The 23,572-nt window shown below is 73.6% G+C and carries 23 protein-coding genes; 13 read left to right on the top strand and 10 right to left on the bottom strand.

Going from position 1 to position 23,572, the window contains the following annotated elements; all coding sequences use genetic code 11:
• Positions 1 to 2: 2 nt before the first annotated feature.
• Positions 3 to 542: a redox-sensitive transcriptional activator SoxR gene (gene soxR, locus ACIO9K_RS28735; RefSeq protein WP_400334375.1), complete on the top strand. Its 540-nt coding sequence runs from the start codon at positions 3 to 5 to the stop codon at positions 540 to 542.
• Between the two features lie 123 nt (positions 543 to 665).
• Complete coding sequence (locus ACIO9K_RS28730; RefSeq protein WP_400334373.1) at positions 666 to 1,589, top strand: phosphotransferase family protein; 924 nt, start codon at positions 666 to 668, stop codon at positions 1,587 to 1,589.
• A gap of 13 nt (positions 1,590 to 1,602) precedes the next feature.
• On the opposite strand, the gene ACIO9K_RS28725 is transcribed toward ACIO9K_RS28730, so the two are convergent.
• Both ACIO9K_RS28725 and ACIO9K_RS28720 read right to left on the bottom strand, forming a co-directional pair.
• Positions 1,603 to 2,109: a GNAT family protein gene (locus ACIO9K_RS28725; RefSeq protein WP_363584158.1), complete on the bottom strand. Its 507-nt coding sequence runs from the start codon at positions 2,107 to 2,109 to the stop codon at positions 1,603 to 1,605.
• Positions 2,110 to 2,175: 66 nt separating this feature from the next.
• Positions 2,176 to 2,814 (bottom strand): formylglycine-generating enzyme family protein, encoded by a 639-nt coding sequence (locus ACIO9K_RS28720; protein WP_400334371.1) that lies wholly within the window; start codon positions 2,812 to 2,814, stop codon positions 2,176 to 2,178.
• 76 nt (positions 2,815 to 2,890) lie between these two features.
• On the opposite strand from ACIO9K_RS28720, the gene ACIO9K_RS28715 reads away from it, so the two are divergent.
• The 5 genes from ACIO9K_RS28715 to ACIO9K_RS28695 all read left to right on the top strand — a co-directional run bounded on the left by ACIO9K_RS28715 (position 2,891) and on the right by ACIO9K_RS28695 (position 6,585).
• Positions 2,891 to 3,535, top strand: a complete 645-nt coding sequence (locus tag ACIO9K_RS28715; RefSeq protein WP_400334369.1) for a CatB-related O-acetyltransferase — start codon at positions 2,891 to 2,893, stop codon at positions 3,533 to 3,535.
• Positions 3,536 to 3,633: 98 nt separating this feature from the next.
• Entirely contained in the window at positions 3,634 to 4,065 is a 432-nt protein-coding gene (locus ACIO9K_RS28710; protein ID WP_400334367.1) for an SRPBCC family protein, read from the top strand.
• A gap of 79 nt (positions 4,066 to 4,144) precedes the next feature.
• The gene (locus ACIO9K_RS28705) at positions 4,145 to 4,492 is read left to right on the top strand and encodes a Scr1 family TA system antitoxin-like transcriptional regulator (protein ID WP_400334365.1); all 348 of its coding nucleotides are present in this window, start codon (positions 4,145 to 4,147) and stop codon (positions 4,490 to 4,492) included.
• Positions 4,493 to 4,741: 249 nt separating this feature from the next.
• Positions 4,742 to 6,001 carry an alpha/beta hydrolase gene (locus tag ACIO9K_RS28700; RefSeq protein ID WP_400334363.1) on the top strand — a complete coding sequence of 420 codons (1,260 nt, stop codon included), beginning with the start codon at positions 4,742 to 4,744 and terminating at the stop codon, positions 5,999 to 6,001.
• A 461-nt stretch (positions 6,002 to 6,462) separates the two neighbouring features.
• The gene (locus ACIO9K_RS28695) at positions 6,463 to 6,585 is read left to right on the top strand and encodes a hypothetical protein (RefSeq protein WP_363584169.1); all 123 of its coding nucleotides are present in this window, start codon (positions 6,463 to 6,465) and stop codon (positions 6,583 to 6,585) included.
• Positions 6,586 to 6,757: 172 nt separating this feature from the next.
• Here the strand turns inward: ACIO9K_RS28695 and ACIO9K_RS28690 are convergent, their stop codons facing one another.
• Both ACIO9K_RS28690 and ACIO9K_RS28685 read right to left on the bottom strand, forming a co-directional pair.
• Positions 6,758 to 7,312, bottom strand: coding sequence for a hypothetical protein (locus ACIO9K_RS28690; RefSeq protein ID WP_363584171.1), 555 nt, complete (start codon positions 7,310 to 7,312; stop codon positions 6,758 to 6,760).
• Between the two features lie 155 nt (positions 7,313 to 7,467).
• Positions 7,468 to 8,364 carry a LysR family transcriptional regulator gene (locus tag ACIO9K_RS28685; RefSeq protein ID WP_400334360.1) on the bottom strand — a complete coding sequence of 299 codons (897 nt, stop codon included), beginning with the start codon at positions 8,362 to 8,364 and terminating at the stop codon, positions 7,468 to 7,470.
• A gap of 70 nt (positions 8,365 to 8,434) precedes the next feature.
• Between ACIO9K_RS28685 and ACIO9K_RS28680 the strand changes: the two genes are divergently transcribed.
• Together ACIO9K_RS28680 and ACIO9K_RS28675 are read left to right on the top strand one after the other, a co-directional pair.
• Positions 8,435 to 9,259, top strand: coding sequence for a hypothetical protein (locus ACIO9K_RS28680; protein WP_400334358.1), 825 nt, complete (start codon positions 8,435 to 8,437; stop codon positions 9,257 to 9,259).
• Positions 9,256 to 9,897 carry an HD domain-containing protein gene (locus ACIO9K_RS28675; RefSeq protein WP_400334356.1) on the top strand — a complete coding sequence of 214 codons (642 nt, stop codon included), beginning with the start codon at positions 9,256 to 9,258 and terminating at the stop codon, positions 9,895 to 9,897. The genes ACIO9K_RS28680 and ACIO9K_RS28675 overlap by 4 nt, the downstream gene beginning before the upstream one ends.
• Positions 9,898 to 9,941: 44 nt before the next feature.
• Here ACIO9K_RS28675 and ACIO9K_RS28670 read toward each other — a convergent pair whose 3' ends face one another.
• Positions 9,942 to 10,481: a GNAT family N-acetyltransferase gene (locus ACIO9K_RS28670; protein WP_363584179.1), complete on the bottom strand. Its 540-nt coding sequence runs from the start codon at positions 10,479 to 10,481 to the stop codon at positions 9,942 to 9,944.
• 101 nt (positions 10,482 to 10,582) lie between these two features.
• Here ACIO9K_RS28670 and ACIO9K_RS28665 point away from each other — a divergent pair, with 101 nt between their 5' ends.
• Positions 10,583 to 11,923, top strand: a complete 1,341-nt coding sequence (locus ACIO9K_RS28665) for a sensor histidine kinase (RefSeq protein WP_400334354.1) — start codon at positions 10,583 to 10,585, stop codon at positions 11,921 to 11,923.
• 3 nt (positions 11,924 to 11,926) lie between these two features.
• On the opposite strand, the gene coaE is transcribed toward ACIO9K_RS28665, so the two are convergent.
• Positions 11,927 to 12,529 (bottom strand): dephospho-CoA kinase, encoded by a 603-nt coding sequence (gene coaE / locus ACIO9K_RS28660; RefSeq protein ID WP_400334352.1) that lies wholly within the window; start codon positions 12,527 to 12,529, stop codon positions 11,927 to 11,929.
• Positions 12,530 to 12,621: 92 nt separating this feature from the next.
• Entirely contained in the window at positions 12,622 to 13,263 is a 642-nt protein-coding gene (locus ACIO9K_RS28655; protein ID WP_400334350.1) for an MBL fold metallo-hydrolase, read from the bottom strand.
• A gap of 62 nt (positions 13,264 to 13,325) precedes the next feature.
• Between ACIO9K_RS28655 and ACIO9K_RS28650 the strand changes: the two genes are divergently transcribed.
• Complete coding sequence (locus ACIO9K_RS28650; RefSeq protein ID WP_363584187.1) at positions 13,326 to 13,751, top strand: MarR family transcriptional regulator; 426 nt, start codon at positions 13,326 to 13,328, stop codon at positions 13,749 to 13,751.
• On the opposite strand, the gene ACIO9K_RS28645 is transcribed toward ACIO9K_RS28650, so the two are convergent.
• On the bottom strand, positions 13,731 to 15,947 hold the full coding sequence (locus tag ACIO9K_RS28645) for an MMPL family transporter (RefSeq protein ID WP_400334348.1): 2,217 nt from the start codon (positions 15,945 to 15,947) through the stop codon (positions 13,731 to 13,733). The two genes, ACIO9K_RS28650 and ACIO9K_RS28645, sit on opposite strands and share 21 nt — an antisense overlap.
• Before the next feature lie 247 nt (positions 15,948 to 16,194).
• Positions 16,195 to 17,685 carry a 30S ribosomal protein S1 gene (gene rpsA, locus ACIO9K_RS28640; protein WP_063347134.1) on the bottom strand — a complete coding sequence of 497 codons (1,491 nt, stop codon included), beginning with the start codon at positions 17,683 to 17,685 and terminating at the stop codon, positions 16,195 to 16,197.
• 413 nt (positions 17,686 to 18,098) lie between these two features.
• Between rpsA and ACIO9K_RS28635 the strand changes: the two genes are divergently transcribed.
• Together ACIO9K_RS28635 and hrpB are read left to right on the top strand one after the other, a co-directional pair.
• Entirely contained in the window at positions 18,099 to 18,953 is an 855-nt protein-coding gene (locus ACIO9K_RS28635) for a class I SAM-dependent methyltransferase (protein WP_400334346.1), read from the top strand.
• 4 nt (positions 18,954 to 18,957) lie between these two features.
• The gene (hrpB, locus tag ACIO9K_RS28630; protein ID WP_400334344.1) at positions 18,958 to 21,501 is read left to right on the top strand and encodes an ATP-dependent helicase HrpB; all 2,544 of its coding nucleotides are present in this window, start codon (positions 18,958 to 18,960) and stop codon (positions 21,499 to 21,501) included.
• A 325-nt stretch (positions 21,502 to 21,826) separates the two neighbouring features.
• On the opposite strand, the gene ACIO9K_RS28625 is transcribed toward hrpB, so the two are convergent.
• On the bottom strand, positions 21,827 to 23,572 hold a 1,746-nt coding region (locus ACIO9K_RS28625), incomplete at its 5' end, for a chitinase C-terminal domain-containing protein (RefSeq protein WP_400334342.1).

Raw genomic sequence — 23,572 nt, 5'->3', positions numbered from 1 at the left:
CCATGACCGCGACCCCGGACCACGGCCGATCACCCGGCCCGCACCGCGACGACCTGCTCACCATCGGCCAGCTCGGCCGCCGCAGCGGCCTCGCCGCCTCCGCCCTGCGCTACTACGAGAGCCTCGGCCTCATCCACGCCACCCGCACCGCCGGCGGCCAGCGCCGCTACCCCCGCGGCACGCTGCGTCGGATCGCCTTCGTCCGCGCCGCCCAGCGCGTCGGCCTCTCCCTCGACGAGGCCCGCGTCGCCCTCGACCGGCTCCCCGAGCGCCCCGCCCCCAGCGGCGCCGAGTGGGACCGGGTCGCCGAATCCTGGCAGAGCCGCATCGACGAGCAGATCGCCGAGCTCCAGCGCCTCAAGGCCAAGCTGACCGGCTGCATCGGCTGCGGCTGCCTCTCCCTCTCCCGCTGCTCCCTCTACAACGCCGCCGACCGCGCCGCCGACACCGGCCCCGGCGCCCGCTACCTCCTCACCCGCGACCCGGCCGGCGGCCCGGAACCCCTCTCCCCCACCGCCACCGACGTCTGCGGGCCCCGGTGAACCGCTCCGGCGCGGGGCGCGGGCCGCTTCCCGCTCCCGGCCCGTCCCGGGCGGCGGAGCCGGCCGGCCCCGACCGCTGAAAAGCCTTTGCCGCGGCGACGCCGGTCCGCCTACCGTGCGCCCATGCTGCCGGTGGTGGAGACGGAAGAACAGTGGGACGCGATCGTGCGCGACGAGGCGGTGATGCGCCCCGGAGCCGAGGCGCTCTGCGCCGAACTCGGCCTCGCCGGGCTGCCGTTGGCGCGCTTCACGGAAGGGTCCGTCCCGGTCTACGCGGTGGGCGACGCGCACGTCCTCAAGCTGTTCCCCGCCGCCAGCGCCGAGGACGGCGTCACCGAGGAGCGCGTCCTCACCCGCCTCCGGGGCGCCCTGCCGATCCCCACCCCCGACGTACGGGCCGCCGGCGCCCACGTCAACGGCTGGCGCTACGTGCTGATGTCACGACTGTCCGGCGAGGGCCTGGCCCCCGCCTGGCCGCGGATCCCGCAGGCCGACCGGGAGCGGATCGCCCACGACTGCGGCCGGGCGCTGGCCGCCCTGCACGCCCTCGACCCCGGACCGCTCGCCGACACCCTCGGCCCCGGCGACTGGGGCGCCTTCCTGGACCGGCAGCGGGCCGGGGCGGTGGCCCGCCAGCGCGAACGCGGCCTGCCCGAGGCCTGGCTGGAGCAGATCCCGGGCTTCCTGGCCGCCGCGCCGCTGCCCCGGGCGCCGCAACGCGCCCTGCTGCACACCGAGTTCATGCGCGAGCACCTGCTCGTCGACCCGGCCGACGGCTGGCGCCTCACCGGCCTGCTCGACTTCGAACCCGCCATGGTCGGCGACCCGGCCTACGACCTCGTCGCCGTCGGCCTGTTCACCACCCGCGCCGACCCCCGCCTGCTCGGCCGCCTCCTGGCCGGTTACGGGCGCGGCTTCGAGCCGGGCCTGCTGATGGCGTACACGCTGCTCCACGTGTACAGCCACCTTCCGTGGTACCTGAGGGAGTTGAATCCCTCCGCGCGGACGCTGGACGCCCTCGCGGAGGAGTGGTTCGGGGCCGCCTGACGGGTCTTGCGGATCAGGGCCGGGGGTCGGTGCGCAGCAGGCTGTAGAGGACCATGTCCCGCCATTGGCCGTCCCGGAAGCCCCTGCTGCGCTGGACGCCCTCGCGGACGAAGCCGCACTTCTCCAGCGCGCGCTGCTCGGCGAGGTTGGCGTCCTCGGTGTCCGCCTCCAGCCGCATCACCGGGGTGTGGGCGAACAGGTAGTCCACCAGCAGCCGTTGGGCCTGCGTGCCGATGCCCCGGCCGCGCGCCTCCGGGCGGAGCACGATGCCGACGTTCCAGTACGGCGCCACGTCCACCTGGCCCACCTGCCGCCAGGCGACGAACCCGGCGAACTCGTCCCCGGACAGCACCGCGAGCATCGACTGCTCGGGCGCCAGCAGGCCGTGCTCCGCCCAGCGGCGCCGGAACCGCCCGGGGTCGCGCCACCCGTACCACTGGAACGGGCCCACCGCCTGGGGGTCGTTCAGCAGTACTTCGAGCGGGTCGAGGTCGGCTTGGCCGATCGGTCTGAGGGACACCGGTGCATCGTTCATGCAGACCCCAACGGTCCGTGACCTGGCCCGGGTTCCCCGCGGCGCGCGCCTTCAGGCGGTGATCGACCGGGCGAGCCGGAAGCCGACGTCGTCGATCCGCAGGGTGGGGTGGCTGCGGCGGCGGACGGAGGCGCGGCAGCTCCAGTGCTCGTCGAACCAGCCGCCGCCGCGCAGCACCCGGTAGCCGCCGTACACCTCGGCGTCGTACACGTCCCAGCACCACTCCCACACGTTGCCGAGCAGGTCGTACAGGCCGAAGCCGTTAGGGCGCAGACCGCCCACCTGGTGCGGGCGCGCGCCCGAGGTGCCGCGGTGCCAGGCGATCTCGTCGAGCGGCCCGTAGCGGGGGCCGTCCGTCCCGGCGCGGCAGGCGTGCTCCCATTCGGCCTCGGTGGGCAGCCGGTAGCCGTCGGCGGCGCGGTCCCAGGTGACGGACTCGCCGTCCCGGTGGTACGCGGGGGTGAGGCCGTGGCGCCGGGACAGTTCGTTGCAGTAGTGGACGGCGTCGTACCAGGAGACGCTGTCGGCGGGGAGCCGGTCGCCGGCCCCGGCGCCGTACTGCTCGCGGGTGACCGGACAGGCCGCCAGCTCGTAGGGGGCGAGCTCGACGCTCCAACTCCGTTGCGTGCGACGGTCCGACAGCGTGACGCGGCCGGACGGAACGGTGATCATGCCGGTGCTCGCGTCCATGATCCGCGATCCTAGACGGTGGGATGATCGATGTCCCTCCCACGCTTCACACCTGACGAGCCGGAGTCGTGTCGCCATGAGTTCCGTTCCGCCCGATCCCTCGACGCTGCACCCGCTGGCCGGACAGCCGCGCGTGGTGCTCCTCAAGCCGTTGGTGACGTCCCCGCTGATCGACGTCGGCGACTACTCCTACTACGACGACCCGGACGACGCGACCGTGTTCGAGACGCGCAACGTGCTCTACCACTACGGCCCGGAGCGGCTGGTGATCGGGAAGTTCTGCGCGCTGGGTACGGGGGTCCGGTTCCTCATGAACGGGGCGAACCACCGCATGGACGGCCCCTCGACCTTCCCGTTCCCCATCATGGGCGGAAGCTGGGCCGAGCACTTCGACCTGATCACCGGCCTCGCCGGCCGGGGGGACACGGTGGTCGGCAACGACGTCTGGATCGGCTACGGCGCCATGGTGATGCCCGGGGTGCGCATCGGCCACGGCGCGATCGTCGCCTCCGGCGCCGTCGTCGTCGACGACGTCCCCGACTACGGGATCGTCGGCGGCAACCCGGCCAAGCTCATCCGCACCCGCTACAGCGGGCCGGACATCGCCCGCCTGCTCGCCCTCGCCTGGTGGGACTGGCCGACCGAGCACCTCACCCGGCACCTGCGCACCGTCATGTCCGGCACCGTCGACGACCTCGAAGCGGCCGCGCCGGGCAGGTGACGCCCCGGAGCCGACCGCCAGGCCCCCTGGCGCCTGCCGCGCGGCGGCCCGAGGATGGTGCCCGTCCGTACGGAGGCACGCGAAAGGCGGCAACGACGATGGCAGGCACGAAGGTCAGCACGGTGGTGGAGGCTCCGGCCGAGCGGGTGTGGGAGTTGCTCGGGGACTTCCACAACCTCGGCGGCTGGCACCCGAACCTGCCAGCCAGCAGCCTCGGCAACGAGCTGACGGGCAACGCGATCGGGTCGGTCCGGGTGTTCGAGATCGACGGCGTGGCACTGCACGAGACGCTGCTCGCCTACGACGAGGAGGCCCGCAGCTACACCTACAGCTTCCCCGAAGGGGCATTCGAGCTGTACGGCTACCGGGCGACGCTGCGGGTCACCCCGGTCACCGCGCTCGACGCCAGCTTCGTCGAGTGGGGCGCCACGTACGACGTCGACGCCGAGCACCGCAAGGACTCCGCCGACCGCCTCCACGGGGTGTTCGCGGACGGCCTGGCGGCACTGCGCGAGCGCTTCGCCGCCTGACGGCGGCGGGCGGCCCTCCCGTACGACGGACCGCACTCCCGTACGGCGGGCCGCCTACCGCCCCATCGCCACGTAGAGCGTGACTGGCGACCAGCCCGGCAGCGACAGGACCCCTGGCGCCCAGGGCGTGATGGCCGGCCAGTTGGACAAGCCGCTGCGGTTCAGCCTGGTCCCCAACATCAGGATTCAGATCATGCCGGCCATGGCACCGCCGCATCCCGGAATGACCGGGCCGTTCGCACTCCTGGAATTTCGGCAACGCGATCTCGACCTGGTCCTGCTCAACGGAATGCTCAGCAGCGACTGGGTTGAGGACCCGGACCAAGTCGATGTCTATCGAGCGGCGTTCGACGAAATCATGGCAACCGCCCTGTCCCTCGACGAGTCGCGCAACCTCATCACACAGAAGAGAGACACGTTCAAGTGACCCACTTTCCTGTCGCCTCCGCACTCCCCGTGCAGCGGAAGAAGGCACGCGCCAGCAGGCGCGCGCTTGTCGGCACCACCACCATGACTCCCCCTAGCAGCAAACCTGAACGCGTTCAAATATAGCGCCCCCGGCCGCGCGCCCGTCAACCGGGGCCTACGCAGGCCACCGACGGTACCTCCCAGCCGCCTCCCAGCGACCTGTCAGCCTCTCATCGACTTCTCATCCGGCACCCCTAGCCTCCGCCAGATGAACGTCTCCCTGCTCGGCGGCTGGTTCCCCTGGACCGTCCAGGCCGTGGCCCTCGCCCTGTTCCTGGCGGCCCTCGGCTGGCGGGACCGGACCTGGCGGCTGAAGTGGGGCCCGATCGCCCTCGGGACGGCGCTGCTGCTCACCGCCCTCGCCGCCGTCGGGGTGCTCACGCTCGCCGGGATCACCGATCCGATCCCGTTCGGGGTGTGGCTGTGGGGCGGGGTCGCGGTCGCGGCGGTCAGCGCGCTCGGGTTCGGCTGGCGCGGCGCCCGCTGGTGGCGCCGGGCGCTGGCGCCGCCGGCCGCGCTGCTCGCCCTGTTCTGCGCCGCCAACAGCGTGAACATCGCCACCGGCTACTACCCGACCCTCGACGACGCGATCGGCGAACTGGGCGGGCAGCCGCTGCCGGAGCAGATCACGCTCGCCGAACTCGGTTCCCTGCACGGGAAGACGAGGACCGGCCGCATCGTCCAGGTGGACATCCCCAGCACGGCCAGCGGCTTCACCCACCGCCAGGAGCTCGTCTACCTGCCGCCCGCGTGGTTCCGCAGCCAGAACCGGCCGAAGCTGCCGGCGCTGGAGCTGATCGGCGGCGAGTTCGCCGCGCCCGACAACTGGATCCGCTCCGGCAACGCGGTGAAGACCGCGGACGACTTCGCCGCCAAGCACAACGGCTTCGCGCCGATCCTCGTCTTCGTCGACGCGACCGGCGGCTTCCGGATCGACACCGAGTGCGTCGACGGCCCGCACGGCAACTCCGAGAGCCATCTGCTCAAGGACGTCCCGCCGTTCGTCCAGAAGACCTTCAACGCCGCCACCGACCCGCACAGGTGGGGCGTGGCCGGCTGGTCCATGGGCGGCACCTGCGCCGTCGACCTCACCGTCGAACACCCCGACGTCTTCACCCACTTCGGCGACTTCTCCGGCGACAAGGGCCCCGCCACCGGCGACAAGGACCACACCGTCCAGGAGCTGTACGGCGGCGACGCGACCGCCTGGGCCGCCCACGACCCGCTGACCGTCCTCGCCCACCACCCCAAGTACCAGGGCGTCTCCGGCTACTTCGGGCAGGGCGACGAGGAGCACGGCCAGATCGAGTCCGCCAAGGCCCTCAACGACGCCGCCCGGAAGGACGGCATCCGCACCACCACCGCCGTCGGCTCCGGCAAGCACACCTGGCAGACCGGGGCCGCCACCTTCGCCCAGGCCCTCCCCTGGCTCGCCCAGCAGCTCGGCGTCCCCGGCACCCACGCCTGATCCGCCACCGGTCCGGTCCGGGGCCGGGAGCGTGCCGGGGCGTGCCGAGCCAGGCCCGTCACCCGGAGGGAGGGCGGCGGATCCGGTCGGGGGAAAGCCTTGGCATCGGCCGTCCGCCGCGACCGGCCGCGGGCCCGCACGGGCGGGCGGGCCGGGGCTGCGGCCGACCGGCGAACCCCCGCCCGGCAGGGGGAATCCGCGACCGCGCACCGTCCCGCCGACCGGTCGGGCGCCGAAGGCCCGCCATACCTTCCGACACGCCCGCACACACCTTCACCACCAACGCCCCCGCAACGGCCGGGTAAGGCGGCCTACCCGCCGGTATCCCGCTTTGCTCCCGGCGGCCCGGTGGCATAAGTTTCGACCGCCGTCGACGCAGCCGAGCCCGACCGCCCCTCGGAACAGAGGAGCGCAGCGGGCCGGCGGCCGGGCGGCAGAACGTACGGGGGAAGGGAACAGCCATGCCGAGTGCCCGCATCCGCGAGGCGACCGGGCAGCGGGAACGGGCGGACGGCGCCGCGCACACGCGGCCCGGCACCACCGCAGGCCCGGCCCCGGCCAGCTCGGCCCGCTCGGGCCGCTGACCCGGCGCCGCGCCCCGACCACCACCACAGAACCACCACAGACGGCCCCGCGCACCGCCGAGGCGGCGCCCGGGGCGGACGGCAGGTCGGCCCGTCCGGCACAGGGGACCGGACGGACCGACCGCCGCACCAGCACGAATGCCGAAGGCCGAAGGGCCGGAGCGGCAGAGGGTCAGAGGCCGAGGCTGCTGAGCGCGGTGGTCCAGTCGGTCACGATGGCGCTGCGGGCGTCGTCGAGGCCGACCTTGCCCTTGCAGACCGCGTTCTTCAGCTTGGTCTCGACGCCGTCCTTGCCGGTCGCGGTCTGGTCGCCGTAACGGGGCTCGGGCCAGAGGTTGCGCGGGTCGCGCGGGGCGCCGCCGAGCTCCAGCGGGACGAAGTGGTCCTCCTCGTAGTCGGACAGGTTGGTGTCCGCGTAGCCGTACTGCGCGATCTGCTGCGCCTTCAGCGCGTTGGTGTAGCTGGTCGGCGGGCGGACGGTGGAGGTCCAGCCGGAGACGCAGATGGTCTGGCCGATGGTGGCCTGGGTGACGTCCGGGTTGTAGGCGCCCGGCGTGCAGGACGGGTCGGGCAGCGGCAGGTAGGCCTGCGAACAACTCGCGGCGAGCGGACGGATCTTGACGGGCGAGCCCTTGGCGGGGGCGGCCTGCGCGGTGCCGGCCGCGAGCCCGGCGGCGGCGAGGACGGCCGCCGCGGCGACGACGGTGAGACGCTGACGGAGCATCATGTGGGGGATCTCCTGGGCCTTGCCCGGCCTCGCGCCGGGCGACTGTGCCCATGACAGCACCACCAATGCGACCACCGTCAGTCCCAGGACGTGAACGCCCGGTGATCGCGCCTCCACAATCACCGCGGGCGCCCGGCGCGATCCGGGGAGCGGGCTCAGGGCGTGCCCGACAGCAGCCGTGCCAGCAGCGCGGCCGGCCCCTCCGGCAGGCTGCCGTGCACCAGTTCGGTGCGGTGCACCAGCCGCGGGGCGGCGATCGGCGCGGACGCGACGCCGGGCGCCCCGGCGAGGACGGACGCCGGGAGCAGGCTGAGCCCGTGCCCGGTGGCGACCAGGGCGAGCAGCCCGTGCACGTCGGTGCCCCGGTAGCGGGTGGCGGGGCGGAAGCCGTCGACGCCGGCGGCGGCGCGCAGCCGGGCGGCGGTCGGGGTGAGGTCGGGGGCGTCGAGCCAGCGGGCGGCGGAGAGGTCGGCGAGCGCGACGCCGGTGCGGCCCGCGAGGGGGTGGCCGACCGGGAGGGCGACGGCGACGGGCTGCTCGTCGACGGCGACGGTGGTGAGCGGGCCGACGTCGGGCAGCGGCAGCGGGTCGCTGGGGGCGGCGAGGCCGTCGATCAGGGCGAGGTCGACCTCGCCGGTGGCGACCTGGGCGGGCAGCGCGTCCTGGGCGAGGACCCGGACGACGAGGTCGGCCGCCGGGTGGGCCCGGCGCACCTCGCCGAGTGCGCGCCCCAGGGTCGCTCCGACTGCCAGCGGAGTGGCACCGAGCACCAGCCGGGCACTCGGGGCACCGGCCAGGCGTGCGACGTCGGCGCGCGCCGCCTCCAGCCGGACCAGCAGGGGCGCCGCGTGCTCCAGCAGCCGCAGGCCGGCCTCGGTCGGGCCGACCGGGCGGCGGCTGAGCAGGCCGGTCCCGAGGTCGGCCTCCAGGGCGGCGATCTGCTGGGAGACCGCGGACTGGGTGTAGCCGAGTTCCCGCGCGGCCTCGGAGAAGGAGCCGAGGCGGGTGACGGTGACGAAGGTGCGCAGCTGCTGCGGATCCACGGCAGTCATCAACTCTTCTGATCGATGGGTAAGAAATCATCGTTGGCGCTGATCTCGGGTGCGGGTTCAGGATAGTCCCATGACCTACCTCACCCCGCGGATCGCCCTGGTCGGCGACCGCTCCCCCGCCGTCCGCTCGCACGCCCGCATCCCCGGCCTGCTCGACGCCCTCGCCGAGCGCGAGCAGCTCGTCCTGGACGCCTACTGGATCCCCACCGAGGACGCCGGGGCGCCCGGTGCCCTGGACGGCTTCGACGCCGTCTGGCTGCTCCCCGGCAGCCCCTACCGCAGCGAGGCGGGCGCGCTGGCCGCCGTCCGGACGGCCCGCGAGCGCGGCATCCCCTTCCTCGGCACCTGCGCCGGGTTCCAGCACGCGGTGCTGGAGTACGCCCGCAACGTCTGCGGCCTCGGCGGGGCCGTCCACGGCGAGGAGCACCCGGAGCGGGACGAGCAGGTGATCGTGCCGCTGGCCTGCACCCTGGTCGGCCACGAGGGGGCGGTCGCGATCACCCCCGGCACGCTCGCCGAGCGCGTCCTCGGCACCACCCGCACCCTGGAGCGCTACCACTGCGCGTACGGCCTCAACGCCGACTACCTGGACCGACTGCGCGCGCACGGGCTGCGGTTCAGCGGCGCGGACGGCGCGGGCGAGGTGCGCGTCCTGGAACTGCCGGACCACCCGTTCTTCCTCGCCTCGCTCTTCCAACCGGAGCTGTCCGGCGACGGCACCCGGGCGCACGCCATGATCCGCGCGCTGGCCGGCGCCGCCGTCGCCCACGCGGCGGGCTCGCCGACCGCGACCGACCCGACCGACCCGACCCCTGCCGACCGAACCGCCGCCGTACCGACCGCCACCGTCCCGGGCACCGACCCGAGCACCACCGCCCTGGAGGCCACCGCATGACCGCCACCGAGATCGCCGGGGTGCGGATCCCCGACAGCCGCCTCGCCGCCGAGGCCACCGAGCTGGTCCGGGACGCCACCACCGAGCTGCTGTACCACCACTCCCGCCGGGTCTACCTGTTCGGTGCCCTCCAGGGCCGCCGCCGGGGGCTCGACTTCGATCCCGAACTCCTGTACCTGGCCGCGATGTTCCACGATCTCGGCCTGGGCCCCGAGCACCACGCCTCCGGTCGGCGCTTCGAGGTGGACGGCGCCGAGGCCGCCGCCGCGTTCCTGCGCGGGCACGGGGTGGACGAGCGGCGGGTGCGCCTGGTGTGGGAGGCGATCGCCCTGCACACCACGCCCGGCATCCCGGAGTTCCTGGAGCCGGAGATCGCGCTGACCACCGCCGGCGTGGAGCTGGACGTGCTCGGCATCGGGTACGCGGACCTCGCCGCCGCCGACCGGGACGCCGTGGTCACCGCCCATCCGCGCCCGGACTTCAAGCGCGGCATCCTGCGAGCCTTCCACGACGGCGTCGCGCCCAAGCCGGAGACCGCCTTCGGCAACGTCAAGGCGGACGTCCTCGCCCACTTCGACCCGGACTTCGAGCGGACCGACTTCGTCGCCGTGATCGAGAACTCCGCCTGGCCGGAGTGACCCCGCCCAGAACCCGCCCCCGCCCCCCATCCCCACAGGGCACGTCACATCGGCAGCGAGCGCAACCGCACCGGCCCCTCCGGCCACCCGGCGCCCTCCGCCAGCGGCGCCCACATGGTGCGCAGCGGCATCACCGCCAACCGCCCCTCGGGCTGCTCCACCGTCACCTCCTCCGCGACCTCGCGGAATCCGAGCCCCCGGTAGAACGTGGCCAGCGGCGGGCGGCAGAACAGCAGCGCGTGGCGGTGGCCGAGGGTGCGGGCGTGGCCGAGGGCGGCCCGGACCACGGCCCGCGCGAGGCCGGCGCCGCGCCGGTCGGGGGCGACGGCGACGCCGCCGACACCGATCGCCGCCAGGTCGGTGCCGCCGACGGTGAGCGGGAGCGGCACCAGGCCGGTGTGCGCGACGAGCCTGCCGTCGGCGGCCCGGATGCCGAAGTGGATGTCCTTGGGCAGCCAGGTCAGTCCGGTGTAGGCGACGCCGTACGGGTCGTCGCCGGGGCCGAGGATCTCGTCATGGTCGGCGCGGGTGTACTGCGGCAGCCGGACGACGGTCGGCGGCTCGGGAGAGAAACGATCATCCATCCGACCATGATCCCTTCCCGGGAAGGCGAATTCCAGGCTGTTCCCGGCCACTGCGGCCCGCTCGCCACCCCGGGCCGGACGGGGTGTGCGAGCATGCCCCCATGCGCCAGCCCACCCAGCAGCGGCCCCGACTCCGGCGCCCCACCGGCCGGTTGGACCCCACCCGTCACCAGCACCACCCGTCCACCGACCAGCCCGACGCCGCCCACCAAGCCGACGCCGACCACCAGCCCCACACCGCCCAGCACGCCGGCGCGGCCCACCGGACCCACCCCGCCGACCAGTTGGACTCCGCCCTCGCCGCGGTACCGCTGCCGGGCCCGCCGCTGCGCCTGCCCGGCCCGGTCGTCGCGCTCGGGCCGACCGTCCTGGTGCTGCTGGTGCTCGTCCCGCTCGCCGCGGGCGACCCCGACATCGGACCGACCACCTCGGCACCGGTCAACGCGGGCCTGGTGGCGGCCGGCGCGCTCGCCCTCGCCGCCCGCCTGCGGTACCCGGCGGCCGTCGCCGCCGTCACCCTGCTGGGCGGCCAACTCCCGCTCGCCGTCGCCCTCTACGGGCTGGCCACGCGGCGCGGCGCCACCCGGGTGACGGCCGTCCTGGCCGTGCTGGCCGGGGTGCGCCTGCTCCTCCCCATGGACCTCGGGGACGTCAGCAGCCTCTCCGCCCTCGCCAACCTGGCCGAGGACCCGCTGGTCTTCGGCGCCGTCCCGCTCGCCCTCGGCCTCACCGCCCACCATCGCGCCCGCGCCGTCGCCGCACTCGCCGAACGCAACCGGCTGCTGGAGACGGCCCGCCGGTACGCCGAGGAGCGCGCCGCCGCCGCCGAACGCGCCCGGCTCGCCCGGGAGATGCACGACGTGGTCTCCAACCGCGTCTCCCTCATCACCCTGCACGCGGGCGCCTGCCAGGTCGCGGCCGCCGACGACCCGACCGCCGTCCGGGAGACCCTCGGCCTGATCCGCGCTCTCGGCCTCCAGGCCCTCACCGAGCTGCGCGGCCTGCTCGGCGTCCTCACCCCGGCCTCCGACCAGGGCCCCTCACTGCACGGACTGCCCGCCCTGGTCGAGGAGTCCCGCCAGGCCGGACTCGCCGTCGACCTCACCCTCACCGGCCCCGCCGAAGGACTGCCCGCACCCGGACCGGCCGTGCAGTACGCCACCTACCGGATCGTCCAGGAAGCCCTGACCAACGCCCACAAGCACGCCCCGGCCGCCGAGGTCGCCGTCACCGTCGAGGTCCACCCGGACGGGCTGCGCCTCGACATCGTCAACTCCCCCGCCACGGCGGCCGACCCGGACGGACTCCGGCTGCCCTCCGGCGGCCACGGCCTGGACGGCATGCGCACCCGCGCCGACGACCTCGGCGGCACCCTGCACGCCGGCCCCACCACCGAGGGCGGCTTCGCCGTCCGGGCCCGTCTGCCGCTGACCGCCGCCTGAACCTCAGGCAGCGGCGGCGCGCTTCACCAGCTCCGCCCACACCTCGTCGACCCGCGCCGCGAGCGCCTCCAGCGGCCCGCCGTTGTCGATCACCACGTCGGCGATCGCCAGCCGGTCCGCCCGCGAGGCCTGCGCGGCCATCCGGGCCCGGGCCTCGTCCTCGGCCATCCCGCGCAGCCGCACCAGCCGCTCCACCCGCACGTCGTCGGCCGCGTCGACCACCACGACCAGGTCGTACAGCGGGGCGAGGCCGTTCTCCGCGAGCAGCGGCACGTCGTGCACCACCACCGCGTCCGGCGCGGCCGCGGCCTCCAGTTCGGCGGACCGGGCGCGCACCAGCGGGTGGACGATCGCGTTCAGTGCCTGGAGCCGCGCCGGGTCGGCGAACACGATCGCGCCGAGGGCCGGGCGGTCGAGCGCGCCGTCCTCGCGCAGCACCTGCGGCCCGAACTCGGCGGCCACGGCCGCCAGACCGTCCGTCCCGGGCGCGACCACCTCGCGGGCGATCACGTCGGAGTCCACGATCACCGCGCCGTGGGCGGCGAAGAGCCGGGACACCTCGCTCTTGCCGGCGCCGATGCCACCCGTCAGTCCGATCTTCAGCATGGCGTCAGGCTACCGGCGCCCGGACCGCAGGGACCAGCGGCCGACCGCCGCGCAACCAGCACCTGTCCGGCCCCGCCCCCCGGCCGGCACCGTCAGCCCAGCTCCAGGCTCTCGCCCTCGCCGAGCACGGTCAGCTCCGCGCCCGTGCCCGGCCCGTCCGGCCCGAGCAGCCGGGTGGCGATCATGTGCCCGATCGGGCTCAGCGTCGCCTCGTGCACCGGCACCGCCACCCGCGGAGCGGCCTCCCGGACGTAGTCGACGACCTCACCGGCCTTGCTCCACGGCGCCGCGAGCGGCAGCAGCAGGGTGTCCACCGAGTGCGGCGGCACGGTGAAGGCGTCGCCGGGGTGGAACAGCCGGCCGTCGAGGAGGAAGCCGATGTTCTTCACCCGCGGGATGTCCCGGTGGATGACCGCGTGCCACTCGCCGTGCACGCTCACCCCGACCCCGCCGACCTCGAAGGCGTCGCCCTCGCCGACCACGGCGACGCGCTGCGCCACCCCGTCCAGTTGGGCGGCCACCGCGCTGTTGGTCCACACCCGCAGGGCCGGGTCGGCCTCCAGGGCGGCGCGCAGCCGGGCCTCCTCGAAGTGGTCCATGTGCTCGTGGGTGATCAGGACGGCGTCGGCCCCGGTCAGCGCGGCGGGGTCGGTGAACGCCCCGGGGTCGACGACGACGGTCGTCCCGTCGTGCTCCAGGCGTACGCAGGCGTGTCCGAACTTGGTGATCCTCATGCGGCAGACCATACAGCATGACTGTACAGTTTTGCTGTGGAGGTTCCCGGTAGGCTTCTCCCATGAACAGTCCGGCTCCCGAAACCCTCGAACTCGCCGCCGAGCTGCGCGCCGCCATCGGCGACCTGGTCCGCTCCCTGCGCCCGGACGACGAGCTGCCGCAGAACCAGGCCGGCGTCCTCGGCGTCCTCGTCCGCGACGAACGCGCCTGCACCGTCGCCGAACTCGCCGAGCACCAGCGCGTCCGCCACCAGTCGATGGCCCGCACCGTCGCCCTGCTGACCGAGGCCGGGCTCGTCACCCAGCAGCCCCACCCCACCGACGGCCGGAAACTGCTGGTCACCGCGACCGGAGCGGGCCGCGCCGCCCTGCTGGAGCAGCGCGCCCGCCGGGAGCAGCGGATCGCCACCGCCATCGAGGCCCGCCTCACCCCGGAGGAGCGGCTGACCCTGAGGGCGGGCGTCGACCTACTGCGCCGACTGCGCTGAACCCACCAGGTCCCTGGCCTCCGGCCGCGGAGCCGGGACGGCCGTCGCGCCGACGGTCGGCAGTTCGACGTGCTCGCTCAGCCCGAAGCGCCGGTGCAGGCGCCGCAGCGGGGCGGGCGCCCACCAGTTGAACTCGCCGAACAGGCTCATCGCGGCGGGCACCAGCAGGCAGCGCACCAGGGTGGCGTCCACCGCGACGGCGACGGCCAGCGCGATGCCCATCTGCTTGACCATGAGCATGTCCCCGAGGGCGAACCCGGCGAACACGATCACCATCAACAGCGCCGCCGAGGTGATGATCCGGCCACTGCGCTGGACCCCGAGCTCCACCGCCCTGGTGCAGCCGTGTCCCTTGTCCCGCAGTTCCTTGATCCGGGCGAGCAGGAACACCTCGTAGTCCATGGACAGCCCGAACGCGAAGGCGAAGACCAGCACCGGGATGAAGGTCTCCAGCCCGCCGGTGGGGCTGAAGCCGAGCAGCCCGCTGAAGTACCCGTCCTGGAACACCAGGGTGAGTGCGCCGAGCGAGGCGCCCAGCGACAGCAGGTTCATCAGCAGCGCCTTGACCGGCATCACCACCGAGCCGGTCATCAGGAAGAGCAGCACCAGCGTGCCGACCGCGACCAGCCCGAGCGCCCAGGGGCCCCGCGACATCAGCTCGTCCTCGAAGTCGACGACCGAGGCCGCGCCGCCGGTGACGTAGGTCTTCAGCCCGCCGCGGTCGGCCCGCAGTTCCTGGACGACCTGTTTGGCCTGGCGGCCCTGCGGGTCGCCGTGGACGAGCACGTCGACGGTGGACACCGAGTCGCTCACCGGGGTCACCGCCCGCACCCCGGCGACCCCGGGCAGCTCGGCGACGACGTCGTCCGCGTACGCCTGGGCGACGGGCGCGCCGCCCTCGACGACGACGGTGATCGGCGCGGCCGCGGCCTGCGGGAAGCGCTGGTCGACGGCGTCGGCGACCTGCCGCCCGGCCGAGGAGGCGGGCAGCACGGCGGCGCCGGAGTTGCGCATGTCGGCGTGCAGGAAGGGCGCGCCGGCGGCCATCAGCAGGGCGACGCAGGCGAGCGCGACCGGCACCGCCCGCTTGCCGACCCGGCGGACGGTCCGGCTGAAGAAGCCCTCGTCGGGGACGGGCGCGGCGGGCGCCTTGATCCGGGAGCCGGCGAAGCCGAGCAGCGCGGGGATCAGGGTCAGCGCGGCGGCGACCGCGATCACCACCACGCTCACCCCGGCGGCGGCGACCGCGCCGAGCACCGGGCTGGTGAACACGAACAGGCCGGAGAGCGCGACGGCGACGGTGAGGCCGGAGAAGGCGACGGTGCGCCCGGCGGTCGCGGCGGTGCGTTCGACGGCGGCGGCGATGCCCGCGCCGTGCCCGCGTTCCTCCCGGAAGCGGTTCACCATGAGCAGCGCGTAGTCGATCGAGAGCCCGAGCCCGAGCACGGTGGCGATCGGCAGCACGCTGGTGTCGATGTCCATGATCCGGCTGAAACCGAACATGGCCAGCAGCGCGCCGCCCACCGAGGCGACCGCGCCGATCACCGGCAGGCTGGCCGCGGCGAGGCCGCCGAAGACCAGCACCATGACGATCAGGGTGAGCGGCAGCGTCACCATCTCGCCGAAGCGGGTGTCCTGTTCGGTCTGCTTCTTGACCTCGTCCTGGAGCACCAGGTCCCCGCCGACCGTGACGTGGGCGCCGGCCTCGCCGTTCAGCGCGGCGAGGCGCTGGGTGACGGCGTCGGCCTGGGCGGAGCTGCTGGTGTCGGCCATCCGTACGGTGACCAGGCTCGCGGTGCCGTCGGCGGAGCGCAGTGCGGCGGGCGCCGGGCCGGTGCCGTAGGCGTCGAGCGCGGAGGAGACTCCGGGGAGGGCGGCGAGGTCGGCGGTGGCCTTGGTGACGGCGGCCCGTACGGCCGGGTCGTCGACCGGCTTCCCGTCCACGACGGCGGTGACGGTGCCGCGGGCCGGGTCGGTCGCGGCGACCACCGCGTTGCCCCGGTCGGCTTCGGCGGTGGCGGAGGAGGCGCCGGCCACCGTTCCTTCGAAGACCCGGCCGCCGATCAGCACGCCCACGACCAGGACGACGGCCCAGAGGCCGAGCACCCAGCGGCGGTGGCGGAAGCAGAACCGGCCGAGGGCGGCGAGCCGCCCGGGGACCGCGGGGTCGCCGGCAGCGGTGGGAGCGTTGCGCATCAAGGAGGCCTTTCGGGCAGCTCCCCTCAATGTAGGTGCAACCCGATGTTCGACCTATAGACGGACAATGAGCCACATCTCACAAAATTCTTTCACATGAACCACAAATAAGTGAAGGCGAAAAACGAAAGAACGTGAAGCAAAAGGCCCCGGCCAAAGGCGGAAAACGAAATGGGCCCCACCCGGATTTCTCCGGGTGGGGCCCACCGTTCAGCTATGCGCCAGGTACTGGCAGCGGGTCAGAGCTTCAGCTCTGGCCGCCCGCCAGCTTCTCGCGCAGGGCCGCCAGGGCCTCGTCCGAGGCGAGAGCGCCGGAGCCCTCGTCGCTGCTGGACGAGTAGGAGCCACCGGCAGCGGCGGCGACGGCGTCGCCACCCTCGGCAGCGGCCTCGGCGTCGGCCTCGCGGCTCTTGATGACCTGGGCCTGGTGCTGCTCGAAGCGGGACTGCGCCTCGGCGTACTGGCGCTCCCACTCCTCACGCTGCTTCTCGAAGCCGGCCAGCCAGTCGTTCGCCTCGGGGTCGAAGCCCTCCGGGTAGATGTAGTTGCCCTGGTCGTCGTACGAGGCGGCCATGCCGTACAGGGTCGGGTCGAACTCGACCTCGGCCGGGTTGGCACCCAGCGCCTCGTTGGCCTGCTTGAGCGACAGGCTGATGCGGCGACGCTCGAGGTCGATGTCGATGACCTTGACGAAGATCTCGTCGCCGACCTGGACGACCTGCTCCGGGATCTCCACGTGGCGCTCGGCCAGCTCGGAGATGTGGACCAGACCCTCGATGCCCTCGTCCACGCGGACGAACGCACCGAACGGAACCAGCTTGGTGACCTTACCCGGAACGACCTGGCCGATCTGGTGGGTACGGGCGAACTGCTGCCACGGGTCCTCCTGGGTCGCCTTCAGCGACAGGGAGACGCGCTCGCGGTCCATGTCAACGTCGAGAACCTCGACGGTGACCTCCTGGCCGACCTCGACAACCTCGGACGGGTGGTCGATGTGCTTCCAGGACAGCTCGGAGACGTGCACCAGGCCGTCGACGCCACCCAGGTCCACGAAGGCACCGAAGTTGACGATCGAGGAGACGACGCCGGAGCGCACCTGGCCCTTCTGCAGGGTGGTGAGGAAGGTCTGGCGGACCTCGCTCTGGGTCTGCTCCAGCCAGGCACGGCGGGACAGGACCACGTTGTTGCGGTTCTTGTCCAGCTCGATGATCTTGGCCTCGAGCTCCTTGCCCACGTAGGGCTGGAGGTCGCGGACGCGGCGCATCTCGACGAGCGAGGCCGGCAGGAAGCCACGGAGGCCGATGTCGAGGATGAGACCACCCTTGACGACCTCGATGACGGTACCGGTGACGATGCCGTCCTCTTCCTTGATCTTCTCGATCGTGCCCCAGGCACGCTCGTACTGAGCGCGCTTCTTGGACAGGATGAGACGACCCTCCTTGTCCTCCTTCTGGAGAACCAGGGCCTCGATGTTGTCACCGACGGCGACGACCTCGTGCGGGTCGACGTCGTGCTTGATCGAGAGCTCGCGGGACGGGATGACGCCCTCGGTCTTGTAACCGATGTCGAGGAGGACCTCGTCACGGTCGACCTTCACGATGACGCCCTCGACGATGTCGCCATCGTTGAAGTACTTGATGGTCTCGTCGATGGCGGCGAGGAACGCCTCGGCGTCGCCGATGTCGTTGACCGCGACCTGCGGGGTGGTGCTGAGGGAGGAGTCGGTGGGGCTCGTCATTAGGAAAAGGGCTCCGGTACGGACATGAAAGTCGTAGGTAATGCCACGCGGGGGGCCCGTATCGCTCCCACCGAAAGCCGGACAGCCAAGAACACGGCGCACCGGCATTCCCGCACAGCGAGAAATCCGGCGTCCGTCTTGCGACCGTGGGGTCTTCGACAGATGCGAGCGCGACCTGCTCCGTCTGAGGCGCGCAGGCCCGCAGCGCAACTTGTAGCATACGGGGACGGCCAGGCACGGTCAACGCCAAGAGCGGCAAGACGGTGGAGCCCGGTATGGATCAGGCCATATCCTCCGATTGCGCACCTTGCGGTGGCGCCCGAAGGGGCCCTTCCCCGGATGCCACCACCAGGATCGGGTCCTTGACGGGCCCGGTCTCGGCAGCGGCGCTTCCGCACTCCACACCCTACGCGATGGGCATTATCACCGTGGCCACCACCCCCCAGTCCGACCTGCATGATCTTGACGGCGACGGCGACGACGCGGTACGGCGCGCGGCCGGCACCGGGGAGAGCAGCCGGGCCAGCCGGCACTGGTGGGACCGCAACGCCGACGAGTACCAGGACGAGCACGGGGAGTTCCTCGGCGACGACCGCTTCACCTGGTGCCCCGAAGGCCTCGACGAGGCCGACGCCCACCTCCTCGGCGAGGTCGCGGACAAGGACGTGCTGGAGATCGGCGCCGGCGCCGCCCAGTGCTCGCGCTGGCTGGCCGGCCGCGGCGCCCGCCCCGTCGCCCTGGACATCTCCCACCGCCAACTCCAGCACTCCCGCCGGATCGACCTCGGCCGCGGCGCCACCCCCGTCGCCGTCGTCCAGGCCGACGCCGCCGTCCTGCCCTTCGCCGACGCCTCCTTCGACCTCGCCTGCTCCGCCTACGGCGCCGTCCCGTTCAGCGCCGACACCGCCGCCCTGATGCGCGAGGTGCACCGGGTACTGCGCCCCGGCGGCCGCTGGGTGTTCTCCGTCACCCACCCGATCCGCTGGGCCTTCCCCGACGAGCCCGGCGTCGAGGGCCTCACCGCCGCCTCCTCCTACTTCGACCGCACCCCCTACGTCGAGGAGGACGAGCACGGCCGTGCCAGCTACGTCGAGCACCACCGCACCATCGGCGACCGGGTCCGCGAACTCGTCGGCGCCGGATTCCGGTTGACCGACCTGGTCGAGCCCGAGTGGCCGGTCGGCCTGGAGCAGGAGTGGGGCGGCTGGTCCCCGCTGCGCGGGCGGCTGATCCCCGGCACCGCGATCTTCGTCGCCGAGCGGAGCTGACGCCTTGCCGAACCCCGCCTTGCCCAACCCCGCCTCGCTGAACCCCGCCTGGCGCGAACTGCCCGTCCGCAGCGCCCTGCCCGCACTGCACGACGCGCTGGACGGGCCGGGCACCGCCGTCCTCGCCGCCCCGCCCGGCACCGGCAAGACGACCCTGGTGCCGCTCGCGCTCGCCGGTCTGCTCGATCCCGGGCGTCCGACGCTTCGCGTGCTGGTCGCCGAACCGCGCCGACTCGCCGTCCGGGCCGCCGCCCGGCGGATGGCCTGGCTGCTGGGCGAGGCGGTCGGCGGGCGGGTCGGCTACACCGTGCGCGGGGACCGTCGCGTCGGCCCGGAGACGGTGGTCGAGGTGGTCACCACCGGGGTGCTGCTGCAACGGCTCCAGCGCGACCAGGAGTTGCCCGGAGTGGACGTGGCCGTCCTGGACGAGTGCCACGAACGGCACCTGGACGCCGACACCGCGCTCGCCTTCCTCCTCGACGTCCGGGCGGCACTGCGGCCCGAACTGCGGCTGGTCTGCGCCTCGGCCACCTCCGACACCGAGGCCTGGGCCGAACTCCTCGGCGGCGCGCCGGTGGTGGAGGCGCACGGGGTCTCCCACCCGGTCGAGACGGTGTGGGCACCGCCGCCGCGCGCCGTCCGGCCCGCCCACGGCACCCGGGTCGACCCGGCGCTGCTCGACCACGTCGCCGCCACCGTCCGGCGGGCGCTCGCCGAGCAGGCGGGCGACGTGCTCTGCTTCCTGCCCGGCGTCGGCGAGATCAGCCGTGTCGCCGGGCAGTTGTCCACCGTGGCGGCGGACGTACTACAACTCCACGGCCGCGCCCCGCAGGCCGTCCAGGACGCCGCCCTCACCCCCTCGGACGGCCGCCGCGTCGTGCTCGCCACCGCCGTCGCCGAGTCCTCGCTCACCGTGCCCGGCGTGCGGATCGTGGTCGACGCCGGGCTCGCCCGCGAACCGCGCACCGACCACGCCCGCGGCCTGGCCGGCCTGGTCACCGTCCGCGCCTCTCTCGCCGCCGCCCGCCAGCGCGCCGGCCGTGCGGGCCGCGAGGCCCCCGGCACCGTGTACCGCTGCTGGAACGAGGCCGAGGACGCCCTCGCCGCCCGCTTCCCCACCCCCGAGATCGCCCTCGCCGACCTCACCACGTTCGCTCTCCAGGCCGCCTGCTGGGGCGACCCGGACGCCACCGGCCTCGCCCTGCCCGACGCCCCGCCCGCCGGGGCGATGGCCGCCGCCCGGCAGACCCTCCAGGCCCTCGGCGCCGTCGACGCCGACGGCCGGGCCACTCCGCGCGGCGTGCGCCTCGCCCGCACCGGGCTGCACCCCCGGCTGGGGCGGGCCTTGGTGGACGGCGCCCCTGCCGTCGGCGCCCGTCGCGCTGCCGAGGTGGTCGCCCTGCTCTCCGAGGAACCGCCGCGCGCCCTCGGCGACGACCTCGGCGCGGTCTGGCGGGCGGTCCGCTCCTCCAACGACCCCTACGCCGGCCGCTGGCGCGAGGAAGTCCGCCGCCTGCTGCGCGCCGCCGGCTCCGAAGCCGCCACTCAGCTACCCGACACGACCGCCGCCGGCCTCGTCGTCGCCCTCGCCTTCCCCGAACGCATCGCCCGCGCCCGGGTGGAGCGGCCCGCCCCCGGCGAGCGCAGCCCGTACCTGATGGCCTCCGGGACGGCGGCCGAACTCGCGCCCGGCACCGCGCTCGGCGCACTGCCGTGGCTCGCCATCGCAGTCGCCGACCGCCCGGCCGGCTCCCCGTCCGCCCGCATCCTGCACGCTGCGGCACTGGACGAGGACACCGCCCGGCTTGCCGGTGCCTCGCTGCTCGAATCCCGCGAGGAAGTCCACTGGGACACCCGCCGCGACGAGGTCGTCTCCCGCCGGGTCGAGTCGCTGGGCGCGATCGAACTCGCCGAGAAGCCGCTCAGCCGCCCCGACCGGGCCCTCGTCCGCACCGCCATCCTCGAAGGCCTGGCCCGCGAGGGCATCAGCACCCTGCTGACGTTCCCCTCCGGCCTGCGCGAACGCCTCGCCTTCCTCCACACCGCCATGGGCGACCCCTGGCCGGACGTCTCCGACGCCGCGCTGCTGGAACGCGCCGACGAATGGCTGGAGCCCGAACTCTCCCGCGCCCGTCGCCGCGCCGACCTCGCCCGCATCGATACGACTGCCGCCCTGCAACGCCTGCTCCCCTGGGCCACCGGCGAGGCAGGCCGCCTGGACGAGCTGGCCCCCGAACGCATCACCGTGCCGTCCGGCTCGAAGATACGGGTCGACTACAGCACCGAACGCCCGGTGCTGGCCGTCAAGTTGCAGGAACTCTTCGGCTGGACCAAGACCCCTGCCCTGGCCGCCGGCCGCGTCCCCCTCACCATTCACCTGCTCTCCCCCGCCGGTCGCCCCGCCGCCGTCACCGGCGACCTCGCATCCTTCTGGCAGAACGGCTACCGCGCCGTCCGCGCAGAGCTGAGAGGCCGCTACCCCCGCCACCCCTGGCCCGAGGACCCGTCGACAGCGGAGCCCACCCGCCGCCTCAACCCGCGGAATTGACACTCCTCCTCGGCCGAGGTGGGGTCGGAGGTGTCGGATACCCGCGCCGGACCCGGGTCGTCACCCAGTGGAGCGAAGGAGCACACACCGGCCGTGAGCCGGGTATGGCCCCGGACAGCGGAGGCGGGGTGACCGTCGAGGACGAACGAGGGCCGGGGCGGGCAGTCGCTTGACTGCCCGCCCCGGCCCTCGCGTTCCGTCAGGACTCCGGGGTGGCTGGGGTGTTTTGCACCGGCTCAGGCGCCGGTAGTGGGTACGGGCCCCGGGAGGGCGTCACCGCTCTCCCGGGGCCCGGGTGATCAACTCCGGCCGGAGCCGGGGGTGGTCACGGCGTGGGGCCGAGCTTCTGCCAGGCGTCGCTCTTGCCGGGCTCGTCGGTCGCCTTGTTCCACCACTTGGCGCGCCAGTAGAAGCCGTTCCACGACACCGTCGAGGCCCAGGCGCCGTCGGTGTCCCCGGTGATGATCTTCGTGCCGGCGGCGGTGGCGCTGTTGGCGGGCGCGGCGAGGTAGGCCGGTGCCTTCCACCAGTCGGTCCCGTCGGCGAAGCTGCCCAGCGCGTAGGAGCTGCCGTGCTTGGGGCCGCCGGTGGACCACTTGTCCAGCTGCGGTTTGCCGGCGGTGGCCTGGTCCGTGCTGAGCGGCACCAGGCGCCACCACTGGTCGACCTTCCCGTCGCAGTCCCGGACCGTGAGGGTGCCCCTGGCCGTGGTGGCGCCCAGGCACTGGTCGTGGCCGCTGGACGCGGACTTGATGTGGTACCAGCCCTGGCTCTCCTCGGTCACCGTCCACAGCTGGTTGGCGTTGCCGTTCTGCTTGTCCACCAGGTGGGCGTCGGTCCAGCTTGCGGGGTGGTCGAGGACGTTGCCGCTGTTGCGGTCCTCGATGATCCACTTGTCGCCGGTCTGCCAGAACGCGAACGAGGGGTTGGGGTTGTAGGCGTGCGCCTGCCACGGCGCGGCCTGGCACTGGGCCCCGGAGGCCGGTGCCGGGGGATCGACGGTCGTCACCGCGCGGCGCTTGTCGCCGGTGGACCCGTAGTCCGTGCCGCCGATCCTGAAGGTGACGTTCGCGGGGCCGGTGACGGGCAGGTAGTACTTGATGTCGATGTCCTTCGACCTGCCGGCGGGGATGTCCTCGCAGTAGCCGAGTTTGACGGTCACCCGGTGGAAGTCGCCCTTCAGCCCGCCCGCGTTGGGCCCGGTGTGGCCGGGGACGATGCCGCTCATCTCCTTCCAGGCCCCGTCCTTCACCACCGGCGGGGCGGAGGTGGGCAGGTCGAAGGAGATCTCCGTGCCCTGGGCGAGGGCGACCTTGGAGTTGTTGGTGATCCGCAGCTTCGGCTGCATCGGCCACATGTCCGCGACGTTGGTGGGGAAGTCCACCAGCTCGGCCTTGACGTCGATCACCTGGGCGGGCAGCGTCTTGCCGCCGCCGGTGGTGTTGCCGGACGCCCCCGCGCCCTTGAGGGCGTTGTCGAGCCGGGTGGTCAGGTCGTAGCCCATGCCCCACTCGCCGTTGGGGCGCTTGGTGTAGTCGCCGGCGAGCTCCCAGATCATCGCCCCGCCGATGCCCTTGTCCGCGATGTACTTCGCCTTGGCGTCGATCGACTTCTCGTTCTCGGTGGAGAGGAACACCTTCTTGGTGTCGTTCCACAGCCAGGACGCCTGCAGCGGGTCGGAGTACTTCTCGGCGTAGCCGCCGGTCAGCTTGCCCGCGTCGGTGGCCGGGTCGACTCCGTAGGACTTCAGGTAGCCGGGGGTGCGGCCGTCCTGGAGGTTCTTGGTGTGCCACAGCGGGTTCGACCCGGCGCCGACCTCGCGGCCATCCTCGGTGTCGTGCCAGACGTTGTCGATGCCGGTCGCGCCGAGGCCGCAGCTCTGGGCGTTGGCCGGGCCGCGACCGCCGAGGCCCTTCGGGCACTGGGACTGGTCGGGCATCGCGGAGGTGCCCCACAGGCCGTCGGTGCCGCCCTGGACGTTCTGCCAGCCGCGGGAGTAGTAGGGGATGCCGAGGTTGATGCGGCCGGGCGGGAGGGCGCCGCGGTAGTAGTGGTAGGCCCAGTCGGTGTT

The sequence above is a fragment of the Kitasatospora sp. NPDC087271 genome (assembly GCF_044744605.1).
In the GTDB taxonomy this organism is placed as follows: Bacteria; Actinomycetota; Actinomycetes; order Streptomycetales; family Streptomycetaceae; genus Kitasatospora.
This window is presented reverse-complemented; position numbering and strand designations above follow the sequence as displayed.

What these genes read in the sequence shown, in the direction of transcription:
- soxR (WP_400334375.1), top strand. Translation starts at nt 3, where the DNA reads ATGACCGCGACCCCGGACCACGGCCGATCACCCGGCCCGCACCGCGAC.
- ACIO9K_RS28730 (WP_400334373.1), top strand. Translation starts at nt 666, where the DNA reads ATGCTGCCGGTGGTGGAGACGGAAGAACAGTGGGACGCGATCGTGCGC.
- ACIO9K_RS28720 (WP_400334371.1), bottom strand. Translation starts at nt 2,814, where the DNA reads ATGGACGCGAGCACCGGCATGATCACCGTTCCGTCCGGCCGCGTCACG.
- ACIO9K_RS28715 (WP_400334369.1), top strand. Translation starts at nt 2,891, where the DNA reads ATGAGTTCCGTTCCGCCCGATCCCTCGACGCTGCACCCGCTGGCCGGA.
- ACIO9K_RS28710 (WP_400334367.1), top strand. Translation starts at nt 3,634, where the DNA reads ATGGCAGGCACGAAGGTCAGCACGGTGGTGGAGGCTCCGGCCGAGCGG.
- ACIO9K_RS28700 (WP_400334363.1), top strand. Translation starts at nt 4,742, where the DNA reads ATGAACGTCTCCCTGCTCGGCGGCTGGTTCCCCTGGACCGTCCAGGCC.
- ACIO9K_RS28695 (WP_363584169.1), top strand. Translation starts at nt 6,463, where the DNA reads ATGCCGAGTGCCCGCATCCGCGAGGCGACCGGGCAGCGGGAACGGGCG.
- ACIO9K_RS28690 (WP_363584171.1), bottom strand. Translation starts at nt 7,312, where the DNA reads ATGATGCTCCGTCAGCGTCTCACCGTCGTCGCCGCGGCGGCCGTCCTC.
- ACIO9K_RS28685 (WP_400334360.1), bottom strand. Translation starts at nt 8,364, where the DNA reads ATGACTGCCGTGGATCCGCAGCAGCTGCGCACCTTCGTCACCGTCACC.
- ACIO9K_RS28680 (WP_400334358.1), top strand. Translation starts at nt 8,435, where the DNA reads ATGACCTACCTCACCCCGCGGATCGCCCTGGTCGGCGACCGCTCCCCC.
- ACIO9K_RS28675 (WP_400334356.1), top strand. Translation starts at nt 9,256, where the DNA reads ATGACCGCCACCGAGATCGCCGGGGTGCGGATCCCCGACAGCCGCCTC.
- ACIO9K_RS28670 (WP_363584179.1), bottom strand. Translation starts at nt 10,481, where the DNA reads ATGGATGATCGTTTCTCTCCCGAGCCGCCGACCGTCGTCCGGCTGCCG.
- ACIO9K_RS28665 (WP_400334354.1), top strand. Translation starts at nt 10,583, where the DNA reads ATGCGCCAGCCCACCCAGCAGCGGCCCCGACTCCGGCGCCCCACCGGC.
- coaE (WP_400334352.1), bottom strand. Translation starts at nt 12,529, where the DNA reads ATGCTGAAGATCGGACTGACGGGTGGCATCGGCGCCGGCAAGAGCGAG.
- ACIO9K_RS28655 (WP_400334350.1), bottom strand. Translation starts at nt 13,263, where the DNA reads ATGAGGATCACCAAGTTCGGACACGCCTGCGTACGCCTGGAGCACGAC.
- ACIO9K_RS28650 (WP_363584187.1), top strand. Translation starts at nt 13,326, where the DNA reads ATGAACAGTCCGGCTCCCGAAACCCTCGAACTCGCCGCCGAGCTGCGC.
- ACIO9K_RS28645 (WP_400334348.1), bottom strand. Translation starts at nt 15,947, where the DNA reads ATGCGCAACGCTCCCACCGCTGCCGGCGACCCCGCGGTCCCCGGGCGG.
- rpsA (WP_063347134.1), bottom strand. Translation starts at nt 17,685, where the DNA reads ATGACGAGCCCCACCGACTCCTCCCTCAGCACCACCCCGCAGGTCGCG.
- ACIO9K_RS28635 (WP_400334346.1), top strand. Translation starts at nt 18,099, where the DNA reads ATGGGCATTATCACCGTGGCCACCACCCCCCAGTCCGACCTGCATGAT.